The sequence below is a fragment of the uncultured Nostoc sp. genome (assembly GCF_964245445.1).
Classification (GTDB): domain Bacteria; phylum Cyanobacteriota; class Cyanobacteriia; order Cyanobacteriales; family Nostocaceae; genus Nostoc.
This window is the reverse complement of record NZ_CAXTNE010000006.1, coordinates 1-14,605: the sequence shown is the minus strand read 5'-3', so window position 1 is coordinate 14,605 and position 14,605 is coordinate 1. Positions and strand designations below refer to the sequence as shown.

Annotated in this window: 9 protein-coding genes; all 9 read right to left on the bottom strand. The window is 35.5% G+C overall.

Annotation, left to right across the window (positions count from 1 at the left end):
* Position 1: 1 nt before the first annotated feature.
* Positions 2–2,773, bottom strand: coding sequence for an amino acid adenylation domain-containing protein (locus ACFE90_RS02045; RefSeq protein ID WP_375497261.1), 2,772 nt, complete (start codon positions 2,771–2,773; stop codon positions 2–4).
* A 53-nt stretch (positions 2,774–2,826) separates the two neighbouring features.
* Entirely contained in the window at positions 2,827–4,083 is a 1,257-nt protein-coding gene (gene ectB / locus ACFE90_RS02040) for a diaminobutyrate--2-oxoglutarate transaminase (protein ID WP_375497259.1), read from the bottom strand.
* Between the two features lie 201 nt (positions 4,084–4,284).
* Positions 4,285–5,685, bottom strand: coding sequence for a condensation domain-containing protein (locus ACFE90_RS02035; protein ID WP_375497257.1), 1,401 nt, complete (start codon positions 5,683–5,685; stop codon positions 4,285–4,287).
* Positions 5,682–10,391, bottom strand: coding sequence for an amino acid adenylation domain-containing protein (locus ACFE90_RS02030; protein ID WP_375497255.1), 4,710 nt, complete (start codon positions 10,389–10,391; stop codon positions 5,682–5,684). The genes ACFE90_RS02035 and ACFE90_RS02030 overlap by 4 nt, the downstream gene beginning before the upstream one ends.
* 38 nt (positions 10,392–10,429) lie before the next feature.
* A complete protein-coding gene (locus tag ACFE90_RS02025) occupies positions 10,430–11,500 on the bottom strand; it encodes an HAD-IIIC family phosphatase (protein WP_375497253.1) in 1,071 nt (356 codons plus the stop codon).
* A gap of 144 nt (positions 11,501–11,644) precedes the next feature.
* The gene (locus ACFE90_RS02020; protein ID WP_375497251.1) at positions 11,645–12,601 is read right to left on the bottom strand and encodes a cupin-like domain-containing protein; all 957 of its coding nucleotides are present in this window, start codon (positions 12,599–12,601) and stop codon (positions 11,645–11,647) included.
* A 262-nt stretch (positions 12,602–12,863) separates the two neighbouring features.
* The gene (locus ACFE90_RS02015; protein ID WP_375497317.1) at positions 12,864–13,082 is read right to left on the bottom strand and encodes an acyl-CoA dehydrogenase family protein; all 219 of its coding nucleotides are present in this window, start codon (positions 13,080–13,082) and stop codon (positions 12,864–12,866) included.
* Positions 13,083–13,108: 26 nt separating this feature from the next.
* A complete protein-coding gene (locus tag ACFE90_RS02010; protein WP_375497249.1) occupies positions 13,109–13,978 on the bottom strand; it encodes a cupin-like domain-containing protein in 870 nt (289 codons plus the stop codon).
* Between the two features lie 199 nt (positions 13,979–14,177).
* A complete protein-coding gene (locus ACFE90_RS02005) occupies positions 14,178–14,552 on the bottom strand; it encodes an acyl-CoA dehydrogenase family protein (RefSeq protein ID WP_375497315.1) in 375 nt (124 codons plus the stop codon).
* Positions 14,553–14,605 lie beyond the last annotated feature (53 nt).

Genomic DNA, 14,605 nt, shown 5'->3' with positions numbered 1-14,605 from the left:
TTTAAATAAGTTGTTGTTTTTTTCGTAAGAGGCTTTGTTTTAATCTAGCTTTACCAGCTTCTAGATTTTCATTGATTTGATGACTTTCAGAAGCAAATACTTCATCACTATGATTTTTTTGACTTAAATACTGTGATAAAGAATTTATAGTCGGATATTTAAAAAGGTCAGTTATAGCTAAATCCGCTTTCAAAAGTTCTCGCACTTTGCTATAAACCTGAAGTACATTTAGCGAATGACCACCGAGGTCAAAAAAGTTATCTTTAATGCCAACTTTCTCCACCTTAAGTACTTTTTGCCAAATATCGGCAACCGTCCGCTCTATCTCATTTCGCGGAGACACGTAAACTGTTTCTAATTCTAAACGAAGATTATTTGGTTTAGGCAGAGCTTTACGGTCTACTTTACCGCTTGGTGCTAGCGGTAGTTTTTCCAGTACTACAAAGGCAGAAGGAATCATGTGGTCAGGTAATTTTTCCTTCAAGAAGCTACGGAGTTCGTTAATACTAGGAACTACTTCTGTCTTCGCAACCACATAGGCAACTAATTGCACGTTATCTGCTTGCTCGTGTTGAACCACAACTACATTTTCACGTACATTCGGGTGCTGACCTAGAAATGTCTCAATTTCTCCAAGTTCAACCCGGAAACCACGAATCTTCACTTGATGGTCAATACGTCCAAGGAATTCGATATTCCCATCAGTCAGCCATCTTCCTAAATCTCCAGTCTTATAAATTAAATCTCTGCGATTACCAGGTAAGCTGTTTATGGTATTTGTAAACGGGTTAGCAACAAAGCTTAAATTAGTTTTTTCTTCGTTTTTCCAGTACCCATCACCTACACCAATTCCCGATACACAAATTTCTCCAGGAACACCAATAGGTAATAGCTGCATTTCTTCATCCAGAATGTAGAGATTTAAGTTTGCTAATGGTTTACCAATTGGAACTGTTCGCTGATTTTCTGGCAAAGGTTTGTTAACGATAAACTGGGTAATATCATCAGCAGCTTCGGTAGGACCGTAAGCATTAGCAATTCTGATATGGGGGTATATCTCAAGCCACTTATTTACCCATTTAACCGATACAGATTCACCCGATAATATCATCCATTTTAAATCTGGTAATACCCGCTCATAATTTGGTAATTGGGAAGTATATTCAAGTAACCCACCAAATAATGTTGGTACTAATTCAACAACCGTAATTTTTTCTGATTTAAGTACTTCAAATAATTGTTCGGGAATCGCAACAGTTTCGATATCTATAATTATAGTCTTTCCGCCAATTAAAAGTGGCGCCAAAAATTGCCATACAGAAATATCTGTTGAGGAAGGAGCGCTTTGGAGAAAACAAAATTCCGACCTTAACTCCAACTCATCAAATTGAGCATAAATATGATTTATTGCACCATCATGTCTAACAATTGCCCCTTTAGATAATCCTGTAGAGCCGGAAGTATAAAGTATATAAGCTGGGGTGACAGCATCATTCAGATGTTCTATATTGTCATGAGGTAGCTGGTCAAAATCACACTTGCTATATATTTTAAGCTCTGCTTTATTAGCCAATAGTGTAGTCTTAGTCAAGACATCATCTAAACAAATAATAGATGATAATTGCGAATCATGTTCTAGCAAGTCTGATAAGGAGTTTAATAGCGAACAATCTGTTAATATAAATTTAACTTCGCTATTAGATAGCATATATTTAATTCGATTTGGTGGATAAGTACTATCAATCGGTATATATGCCCCACCCGCCTTGTAGACAGCAAGGATAGCAACCAGAAAATTGATATCGCGGTCTTTAAAAATGCCTACAAACTCTCCTTTAGAAACTCCTATTTTCCGTAGTAGTCTAGCTATTTGATTAGCTTTCTTATTTATTTCTTGATATGTTAATTTAGCTGATTTGTGAATCACAGCTATCTTATTTGGAGTTTGAGATACCTGATATTCAAATAATTGATTTATTGTCTGATCAACTGGGTATATTTTAGTATTGTTGTTATATTGTTTCAATAACTGGTGTGTATCAGATTCTTTCAAAAAAAGAATATCTGATATTTTATCATTCACATTTTTGATAATACTTTCAAGACCATTAGCATAATACCTAATCATCAATTTTATATTTTCACGTTGAAAAAGATGTTCTTTATACTCAACATTAATAATAATATCTTCACCATTAACTGAAAAATAAAATGTTATGTCATTATTAAGTTGATTTAAATCTTTTTTTCTATGAATATTTTCTAATAAAACTACTATGTCAAAAATTGGACAACGATTAGGGCTTGTTGATAGTTCTAACAACTTAATTAACTCATTAAAATTATAGTTCTGATTGTTGAAAGCACCGATAATTGCATCTTTTACTTCAAAAGTAAAATCTTTGAATGAAAGTTGACGTGTTACCTGAGTACGCAAGGGAATGACTTTGCTATTTACACAACCTATACAATTTTCTTCATATATAGGTATTCCAATAATAACATCATTATTTCGAGTATATTTTTGTAGCAATATATTCAATGCAGACACTAATATCAAGTACGTTGAAAAATAAGAACCTTTAGCTAGCTTAATGATTGCTTTAGATAAGTCATTTGATAAGTCAAAGCTAAGAGATTTGTTTCTATCACTAGAAAATGAAGGTCTTACATAGTCCAGAATTAGATTTGTTTCTGGTAGTTCTCCTGATAACTTATTTATCCAATAAATTTTTTGAGATAATAAGTCATTTGAGTGTGATTTGGTACTCATATTGTTTCGTGATAATAAATTACTTGCTGAGTTATAAATATTAGTATGCCAATTTAATTTGACATGCAGTCATTAAAAGCTTCTTTGATAATTGAACAACCTTTTTCTAAGGTAGACATATCAATTACCAAAGGGGGCAAAATTTTAATTACAGTATCATTTCTACCTGCGCGTTCAACTATTAATCCTAGCTCAAAACAACGTGATGTTATACTTTTAGCAAAACTATTGCCGCCAAAACTTTTTAAATCAATACCCCAAATCATACCAATTCCACGTATTGCTATCTTTTCACTAATTGGTGCTATTTGCTGAGTGAGAAAATTTTTCAAAAAAAGTTCTTTGGCTTTGACATCTTGTTCGAGATTGCTACTTTCTCTATACTCTAGAGCCGCTGTTGCTCCTATAAATGCCAATTGATTACCCCGAAAAGTACCATTATGCTCACCTGGTTCCCATATATCCAATTCTGGTTTAATCAATAATAGTGACATTGGAAACCCGTACCCGCTAATAGATTTAGAAAGTACTACCATATCGGGAACAATATCTGCTCTTTCAAAGGAAAAGAAAGAGCCTGTTCGACCACAGCCAACCTGAATATCATCGCAGATTAATAAAATATCATTCTCGTCACATAACCTTCTTAGTCTTTGCATCCACTCAATGGGAGCTACAACAACTCCACCTTCAGCCTGCACTGTTTCAAAGATTATTGCTGCTGGTTTTTCAATTCCGGACTTGACATCATTTAAAACAGAATTTATATATTCTATTGTGTCAAAACTCTCCATGAATCCATAGGGATAAGGCATAAAATTTACATTACTTGATGTACCAATTGTGCCTGCTCTAATTTCGATGTTGCCACTAATCGATAGGCTCCCTAAAGTCATTCCGTGATATGCTCCCATGAAGGAAAATATGCCTGTTCTTCGTTTGATTTTTCTCGCTAGTTTTAAAGCAGCTTCAACTGCATTTGTTCCTGTTGGTCCACAAAACTGAATGCGATAATCTAGTTTTGTTGAACTTAGTATTACCTCATCAAACTTGGCTAAAAATTTCTCCTTAGCCGAAGTATACATATCCAAACCATGTGTTATTCCATCGGCATCTAAGTATGAGATCACCTTTTCTTTGATATAGTCGTGATTATGTCCATAATTTAAAGCACCTGCTCCTGCTAAAAAATCAATATATTCTTTACCTGATTCAGAATAAATTATAGAACCTTTAGCTCTATGAAAGATTGCGGTAAAATTGCGGCAATAGCTTCTGACATTTGATTCACGCTTTTCAAATATATTCATGAGTTTTCTATTTAAATTACAAAATACATTAATCTGGTATTGCTGAATCTGGGGTTTTCCTTCAAAAAAATCTTCGGGTCAAACAAGCGATCGCTAAAAGCCAAAAACCCCTTCTTTTTCTCTAATTATAAATAAATCAATATTAAAATATTGGAAATATTTTTTTTGCTAACTTTTATTTTTTAAGCTTTATCTAGCTATTTAATTTGTGGAAACAAAATCAAAATCCAATGACATTTCTATTTCTAACATTGATAATTTAATATGGAGTTTTTGCTCTATAAGCAATAATAACTCCTGAAGACGTACTTTAGGATTCGTCACTATGCCTTCGAGCAATATTTTTAAATGCTCCAATATATTAATGATTGTTGCAGCATCAAAGCGGCGAAAATCATAATTAATCCCAATTGTCAGTTCTGAACCAGGATACCCAACTATCGTTAGAGGATAGTTAGTTTTGTAATATTCAGTTTTCTCAGAGATGTTTAGACTCCCCCATTCTTCCAGAAATTTACCTGTTTTTTGGTTCTCGAACACCACTATGCTCTCAAACAAGGTTACATTACCCCGAACTTCGCTGCACTTTTGAATATCTACCAATGGATAATATTCATATTCACGAATATCTATTAACTGATTTTGCAATTGTTGAAGCCAAGGTAATAAATACTCATTCATATCTACCTTGATATTTACTGGTAAGGTATTAACCATTTCCCCTACCATTGACTCTGAACCTTGTAAATCTACTGGACGACCAGAAGTAGTACAACCATAGACTACATCATTTTTGCCACTGTAGTGATACAGAAGTATAGCCCAAGCTCCCTGAACTAGGGTACTCATGGTGAGGTGATGCTGTCTTGCTAATAAATATAGATTCTTTGTCGTTGCTTCCGATAGACTGATTTTTATATCCTCGTATCGTTGTTCTAAGTTGGACAAATTGTTTGACTCTAAATTCCTTAAAGGAGTAGCCTCTTTAACTCCATTAAGATGCTGTCGCCAGAAATCCTCTGCTTTTGATGAATCCTGCTGTTTGAGCCATTTGATATAATCTTTAAAGCAACTGCCATCTGCTAAGGATGCATCCTCACCCTGACAATAAGCTTCATAAATTTCAATCACATCATTTAATACCAATGGATATGACCAACCATCTAGAACGATCAGGTTGCTACTCCAAACAAGGTAGTAAGCGTGTTCTTGAATCTGGATGATAGCCACACGCATTAGAGGTGCTTGGGAAAAATCAAAACGTCGCTGGCGATCGCTGTTGAGAAAAGACTGTAAACGCTCTTGCTGTTCTAATGGATTGATTTCCTGCCAGTCTTGATATTCTACAGGTACTTCTACTTGCCGATGCACAACTTGTAGTGGTTTATCCAATTCTTCCCAATAGAAGCTAGTACGCAACATTGTGTGTCGGGTTGCTACTTGCTGCCAAGCGTATTTAAAAGCCGCAAGATTCAGATTGCCACTGAAAGTGTAGACGGTTTGTGCATGGTATAGTTCCATTTCAGGAGCGTGCAAACTGTGAAAAAGCATACCATGCTGTATCGGAGATAATGGATATATATCTTGGATATTTTCTTTCATGTTGTTTTATTTTTACTCCCTCGGTTGATTTTCTCTAAAAACCGATCAAGGTCTTGTTGAATTAAGTCTGCTTCTGGAAAATCAGAAGGTGTATATCCTCTGTCTTCAGGGTATTGACAATGAGTCACGAGTACTTGCAATGCTTCCAAAAACTCTTGCGCTAATCGTTCAATAGTACTTCGTCGATATATTTTTTCACTGTACGCCCAATTCACTCTTAACTGGTTATCAATTACTAAAGCATCGATATTTAGCATATATGTCTCGCAGTTTTGCGAACTGCGCGTTTGTCCTTGGGATTTATGAGAGATTTTAAATATTGACGAGTCCGAAAATGTTTGATCGAACTGACCTAAGTAATTGAAGATCACCTCAGCTTGGGGAAGCGATCGCAGTGACTCTACTCTCATAGTATCCTGACTCAGGTAACGTAGTACACCATAGCCCATTCCCTTATTTGGAATGCCCCGCAGCTGCTCTTTTACTACTTTCAACGCTTCTACGGGATGAGACGTTTTTCCTAAATTTAACAGTACAGGGAAAACAGAGGTAAACCAACCTACTGTGCGCGACAAATCGACATCATCGAAAATTTCTTCCCGCCCATGACCTTCGAGAGCCAACAACAAAGAACTGTTGCTAGTCCATTGAGAAAAAGCTTGTACTAATGCCGTTAACAAGACATCATTAATTTGTGTATTATAAGCTTTTGGTACTTCTTTTAGCAAGGCTTGAGTCTGTTCTACAGTCAGAAAAATTGAGATGTTCCGAACTTCCGCCACAGTATTGTCGCCGTTAGAAAAATCGACTGGTAAAGGAGCAATCTGCTGCCAAGACGGACTCAGCCAATAGTCCCATTCTTGCTGGAGGGTAGCTGATTGTGCATATTCCTGTAAGCATTGCGACCAATATTTAAACGAAGTTGTCTTTGTTGGCAATTGCGCTTTCTTGCCTTGATTTAACTGTTGGTATACTGTCTCCAAGTCCTCCAGTAAAATCCGCCAAGAAACGCCATCTACGGCTAAATGGTGGATGAGTATCAGCAAACGGCTTGGTCGATGCCCTAAGTCGAACAGAGCAACTCGCATCAATGGGCCTGTTGAGAGATTAAGACTGGCTTGTAATTTGGTAGCAGCTGTTTCGATGGCTAGTTCTTGTTTGCTTGCTGACAGGGCAGAGAAATCAAAATTTATTAAGGGTAATTCTGTATCAGGGCTGGATATAATTTGCTGCCAACCAGACTCTGTTTGCTCAAAACGTAAGCGAAGAACATCATGGTGTAACAGTAGTTGCTGTACAGATTTTTCTAATATAGTTAGATGAAGAACTTGTTTAACTTCTAGTAAAACTGCTTGGTTCCAGTGGTAAGGTTCAAGTAGATTCTGTTCAAAAAACCAGTATTGTATTGGTGTGAGAGAGGCTAAACCTGTGATGAGTCCTTGTTCAGTTTGGTTTACCTTTTTCGTAACTGCCAAACTTGCCAAGCCAGCAACTGTTTGAGCTTGAAATAATTGTTTAACTCCCAGTTTTAGGCCAGCCTGGTTGGCTCTGGTAATAACTACAATGCCAAGGATAGAATCCCCACCTAACTCAAAAAAGTTATCAAAAATACCCACTTTATCCACACCAAGCACTCCTGCCCAAATTTCGGTCAGTTTGGCTTCTATGTAATTACGAGGTGCTACTAGTTCTTTGTCTTCAGGTCTAGCTGTATCAGGTGTAGGTAGTGCCTTACGGTCAACCTTACCATTAGGTGTTAATGGTAGTGCTGATAATATCACAAAAGCTGCTGGCACCATATAGCTTGGCAACTTTGACTCCAAAAAGCCACGCAGTTCAGAAATCGTTAGCGTTTGCTCTATTTGTGGAACTATATAGGCAACTATTTGTTGAGAATCCGCCTGTGAAAAATTAACCACAACTACAGCTTCTTGGACTGTTGGGTGTTGAATAATAACTGCTTCAATTTCTAACAGTTCAATACGAAAACCACGCACTTTTACTTGATAGTCAACGCGACCAATATATTCGATCTCTCCATTAGGCAAATAGCGTGCTTGATCTCCAGTTTTATATAACCGTTCCCCTGGCAAGTTGGCGTAAGGATTGGGAATAAATTTCTCGGCAGTCAGTTCCGCTTTGTTTAGATAACCACGGGCTAAACCTGCACCACCAATATACAACATCCCTGCTACACCTACAGGAACAGGTTGTAAATTTTGATCTAATAAATAAATCTGGGTGTTGTAAATCGGGCGACCGATAGGTGGAGTGCTGCTGGTATCCTTGTGTATGCAGGCAAAGGTTGAATAAGTTGTATCTTCTGAAGGTCCATATAGGTTAAATACTTTTTGTATATTATCTTGCTGATAAAGTTGTTGTACAAGTTTATTATGAAGTGGTTCACCTGCGACATTCACAATCTGCACTGAAGCTGGAATACTATCAGTTTTTAATAACTGTGAAATTACACTTGGGACAGTATTAATTAAGGTTACATCTAAGGCTACTGATGAAGTTGGTAACAAGAGTGCGTTCTCGATTAAAATCACTTTGCCACCACAACACAGAGGAACAAATATCTCGAATACCGAAAGATCGAAGCAAATTGAGGTTGATGCTAAAACTCCTTGCATAGCTTCCATCGCAAAGGTTTTGTTTGCCCAATCCAACATTGCAACTGTGTTTGCGTGTTGAATCATTACACCTTTTGGTCTGCCTGTTGAACCTGAGGTATAGATGATATAAGCTAAGTTCTGACTATTGACAAGAGATAATAAATTTTCCTGGGTTTGTTGGGCGATTGTCTGCCAATCGGTATCTAAACAAACCACTTTAGCTTTGTGTTGCGGCATCGCCTCAAGAAGCGACTCTTGAGTAAGCAAGACTGGGGCTTGAGTGTCTTCTAGTATAAATGCAATGCGTTCTTGAGGATAGCTGTGGTCTAATGGTATATATGCACCACCTGCTTTCAGGATGGCTAATAGTCCGATCGCCATTAACAGCGATCGCTCTACACAAATCCCGACTAATACTTCTGGTTTTACTCCTAATGTTTGCAAATAATGCGCTAGTTGATTTGCTTTGGTGTTTAATTCCCCATAGGTCAACTGTTGGTCTTCAAACACCACTGCTATAGAATCAGGTGTGCGTTCTACTTGAGCCTCGAATAACTGATGGATGCATTGATCTTGAGGATAATTAACCTGAGTGTCATTCCACTCCACTAGCAATTGATGCCGTTCAGATTCACTCAACAGTGGTAATTCCGACAAACGCTGCTGCGGATTAGCAACAATTCCTTCAAGCAACGTTTGCAAATGACCCGCCATTCGATGTATCGTACTTTCTTGAAATAAATCAGTATTGTATTCTAAGCTTCCAGCTAGTCCCTCCTCTGTTTCTGTCATTTGTAAGGTTAAATCAAACTTGGCACTATCACTACTGCTTTCTAAGGGAGTTAAAGTCAAACCAGGCAACTCTAACGCAGACATCGGTGCATTCTGAAGCACAAACATCACTTGAAATAATGGTGTATAGCTTAAGTCTCGCTGTGGTTGCAGTTGCTCAACTAACAACTCAAAAGGCAAATCCTGATGTGCATAAGCTCCTAACGCTACTTCCCGCACCCTTTTTAGTAGTTCTTCAAAGCTGGGATTTCCTGCCAGGTTAGTTCTCAATACCAAGGTATTGACAAAAAATCCAATTAACCCTTCTATCTCTGTTCGGTTGCGGTTAGCGATTGCTGAACCGATCACAATATCTTCCTTACCCGTATAACGCCATAGCAGTGTTTGGAAACCTGCTAACAGAGTCATAAATAAAGTACTTCCCTGTTGCTCACTTAATTTGTTTAGGGATGCGGATAATTCTTTTGATAATTTAAATGAGTAGGTTGCACCCCGGAAAGTCTGAATTGCTGGTCTTGGGTGGTCTGTAGGTAACTCTAATACTTTTGGTGCGTTCTCTAAGTGCTTAAGCCAATAAGATATCTGAGTTTCGAGTACTTCTCCTTGCAGCCATTCTCTTTGCCAAACCGCGAAGTCTACATACTGTATTGGTAGTGCAGGTAACGGCGAGGGTTGTCCATTACAGAAGGCTTGATAAAGTGTTGCTAATTCGCGCACCATAACACCTATCGACCAACCGTCAGAGACAATGTGGTGCATTGTCAGTAATAATATATGTTCTTGTTTACTAAGTCTCAACAGCTTTGCTCTCAGTAACAAGTCGCTGTTGAGAGCAAAAGGTTTTTGTGCTTCTTGAGAAGCCTGTTGTCTGACTTCAGCTTCTTGTTGATTTAAAGGTAGCTCGCTAATATCAAATATTGGTAATATTAAGGGCATCATTTCAGAAATGACAGATATTGCTTGCCCTTCTATTGTTTGGAAATTGCTTCGCAACGCTTCATGGCGACTGATAATTTCGTTGAAACTTTGTTGCAATGCTCCTAGATTCAATTGTCCCTGTAAACGAACAGCAGCAGGGATGTTGTAGAAAGGACTGTTTGGCTCTAACTGGGCCAAAAACCATAAGCGTTGTTGAGCAAAGGACAGGGGAGCCGGATTTATTTGGGAACGTTTTGGAATAACTTCTAATTGAAAGTCAGAGTGAATTTCACCTTGTAACCGCTTTTTGAGAAACTCTTGCTGCACGAGTGAAAGCTTTGACCGTCGTTTTGAAATTTCATCTTTTCTTTTATCCATAATCTCCCCTGTCAAACTACAAAAACCAGCAATATTTTTTAATTTATAACTTTGACATTCACATACTCAGGGACAGGCTGTATTCGACTTAGATCATTTTCTAAAATCAGCAAATCTCCATTTTTATCAACTTCCTGAAAGCCTGAAAACTTATAAGATATGTACATCATGCGATTCCGATTATTTGAAATAAACTCAGCCCGCAAACGAACATTATTGTTTTTAGCCAATTTCATAATATGATTTAGCATAATTGTGCCGACACCTCTAGACATGACACGACAAGACATCAGCAAAAGTTTTAGAGTCCACACAACTTCTTCACATTCCACAAGAGCTAACCCAATTTTTCCATAGTTACCATATTTATCTTCTAAACTACTAATTAACATTTTATGCTTATCAGATTGACGAAACTGATTTAGCTCGTCATAGGAGTATGTATAACCAGTTGTATTTAATTGATTTGTTCTTATTGTTAATTCTTCGGCTCTTTGTAAATCATCTTCTTGAGCAGAAGAGATAGTGAAAGTCATATTTAGTGTAGCTAAAAATTCTTCTTGAGTTCCAATAAATTCTTTCTCGAAACTATTTCGTTCTATATCATTAAGATACATTAGCCTCCTTAATTTTGAATCCTCTGTAATAAAACGAGGATTCATGACTGGCATATCGACAATATACCTTATTTCATCAGCATTAATACACAGGATTTTTGGGCAGGAAAATTTTACTTCTTCTAGTTCAAATAATTGATCATCAATAAAAGCGATCGCATCTATCCCAATATTAAGCAAATTAGCAATTTCTTTGAGAGAAGATGCTTTAGAGTTCCAGTTTATTTGTGGATATAAAAAATACTCTTTTAAACCAAATTCTTCTAGTTTGGCTATTGCTGTAGCAGGTTCATTCTTACTGGCTATAGATTGAAGTATACCACGACTATCTAAAATCTGAATAATCTCTACTATATTTTCTCGCAGAGAAACTTTCTTATCTTCCAGCAAAACTCCCTGCCATAAAGTATTATCTAAATCCCAAACCACACATTTAATAACTTTTTTATCTTTATCTTTACTATTTACATCTTGTTCTTTAATGCTAATCATATATTAAACCCTTTCTCTTCGGTGTACTTATAGTTTGAGCGGTTAGCTATTAGCTATCAGCTATAAGTTCTTGGCTAATAGCTCGTAGCTAAATCAAAAGCTCAGTTTATTTCCGTGCGAAATGTATCTCAATGACTTTTTTTGCTATTTAAGTTTTTTGTCTCTAGCGCCCTCTGTGAAACTACCCGGTAAAATAAAAGATTTTATCATAGCTATAGAAGACTGTAGAGCGTCTGGAGAAGAGATTGCATGATATAGATAATGAGGTGCGATGTTTAAAAAAACTGATAACATCTTTTTTTGCTTGAAATAATCTTGAATTGTAACATCATAGAAAAATGATAATGATATATTCTCATCTACTGCTGTTACATAATGCCACCAAAAAGGTGGTATGTAGAGCATTTCTCCCGGTTGAATTAAAACTTCCATTCTTTCCTGGCAAGGAAACTTCGGAAATGATTCCAAATTGGGGAGATTCGGATCTACCCTACTATAAGCTGCTAAACCACGACTATCATCAAGAGGTGGATAAAAGGACAAATAATTTGAAGGAGGATATAAAAGTATTTTTTTTCTGCCTCGAATTTGAACAAAAATATTATGAACTGCGTCAAAATGAAGGACAGTAGTTGAAGAAAAGTTTTTACTTGAGAAACCATGCCAGTAGTTAACTAATGGCTTTCTATTTAAGTATTCTGGATAAATTACGTCTCCAATAATTTCTGGAAAAGAATCTTCAAAAAATGCACTAGGTAAATAACATCCTACTAAATCAGAATCATTCTTATTTTCATTAACTTTCTCTTCTATCTCCTTTACATATTCTTTGTATTTAATTATTTTTCGATCTTCAACATAAGCACCAATATAAGAAAATATCTTATAATCCTCAAAAAAATCTTTTTTAAAATTCTGTATATCAACCAGATTATTTCCACACTGTTTTATCAAATAATCATTAGACCATTTACTACAAGCATCCCAATCTTTAGCAACATCTTCAATTAAAAAAGGCTGATATTGCTTCCAAAGCTCTAAAAATTCTTTTTCACTAGGATTTTTAATCCTCAAAATTGAGTTACTATTTTTAACTTTCATAAACAATCTCCAAGAATCTACTTATTTTTATTTTGTGAATTTAATTGTATTTATTTGCGGATTAAGAATATTATTTGAAAATCAGATTTTTTTAAGCCAATAGAAGTATTTAAAAAAGATAATCCTGAGAACCTGATTCGGCGATAGTAATTTCTTGAATTTGAACTCTACCTTTGATGATTTCCATAATTTTAGAGTCTCGTAAATACCTTTCAACTGGTACTCATTACTACAATCATTGCCACCATGAATTTGCAGGGCATTATTTGCTATTTTGGTAGACTACTGTGGATGCAAAGTACTTCTTAATAAAAGTCTCCATAATCGATTTTGGGTCATTAATGACTTTTAAATAACCAGCTTGATAACATAATAGTTTTGCTGCTTTCACTTTAGTTATCATCTGAATAATCATTTGGCGGATTAATTGATGTTTTTTAAGATAAACACCAAACTGTTTTCGCTCATTTGTATACTTGATACAAGCTTATTTCAAATTACTTGTGATTACCAAAGAGATTGAAATAATAACTTAAGCATGCTCAGTGAAGAGATTGAATGACGTGCATAATGAGGCAATATATCCAAAATCGTAGAAAAAAATCTCTTTTGCCTGAAAAAATCTTTTATTTTAACATCATACCAAAATGATAATGATATGTTTTCATCTACTCCTGTAACGTGATGCCACCAAAGAGGGGGGATATATAGAATTTCTCCAGGTTGAAGTATAACTTCAATTTGGTCTTGCCAAGGAAATCTTGGAAATAATTCCAAATTTGGGGTAATAGGATTTACCTTACTATAATTTGCATAAGTATCACTCTCTCCAAGGGGTGGATAATATGATAAATAATTTGAAGGAGGAAACAGAAGTATTCTTTTTTTACCTCGAATTTGAGCAAAAATATTATGTGCTTGATCGAAGTGAAGAGTAGTAGTTTTACCAGAGGAACCAAACCAGAAGAAAATGAATGGTTTTATATTAAAGTATTCTGGATAATTTATATCATCAGTTAGTTCAGGCAAATATTTTTCAAAATCTAGCTCACTCATATAATATTTTAAATCAATTTCTTTTTTATTTTCAGTTATTATATCTACATAGTCTTTTAACTTCATCTCTTCCTTGTTTTTGTAAGTTTCGTGTAATACATAATTAGAGTTATACAAATATTGTCTAGTAAAAACTGATATAGGAATAATTTTATTTCCACATTTTTTTAATAGATAATCATTAGACCAATTTTTACAGCCATTCCAATATTCAGCAACACCTTCAATTAAAAAAGGCTGATATTGCTTCCAAAGCTCTACAAATTCTTTTTTACTAGGATTTTTGATCCTTAAAATTGAGTTACTATTTTTAACTTTCATAAACAATCTCCAAAAATATACTTCTTCTTATTTCGTGAAGTTTAGTTTTCCTTATTTGCGGATAAAAAAAGATAATCTTAATAACCTGATTCGACGATATAAATTTATTGAATGTTAGCTACTATGAATACAAAGCATTTCGTAATATTTCTTCTTATTTCGTGAAGTTTAGTTGTCTTTATTGGCTTAGAAAAAAATATTATTTTAAAATAATATTTTTTTCTAAGCTAGTAGGAACAGTTGAAAAAAAATAATCTTGATAACCTGATTCTGCGATAGTAATTTCTTGAATTTGAGTACTACCTTCAATAATTTCCATAATTTTAGAGTCTCGTAAATATCTTTCAACTGGGTACTCATTACTACAACCATTGCCACCATGAATTTGCACGGCATCATTTGCTATTTTGGTAGCCACTGTCGATGCAAAGTACTTTGCAATAGAAGTCTCCATAATCGAGTTGGGGTCGTTAATATCTTTGAGATAACCAGCTTGATAACATAACAGTCTTGCTGCTTTCACTTTAGTTATCATCTGAGTAATCATTTGGCGGATTAATTGATGTTCTTTCAGGAACCTATCCCACTAATAATATTTTGTGAATCCAGATGTGGATAGTAGCGAGG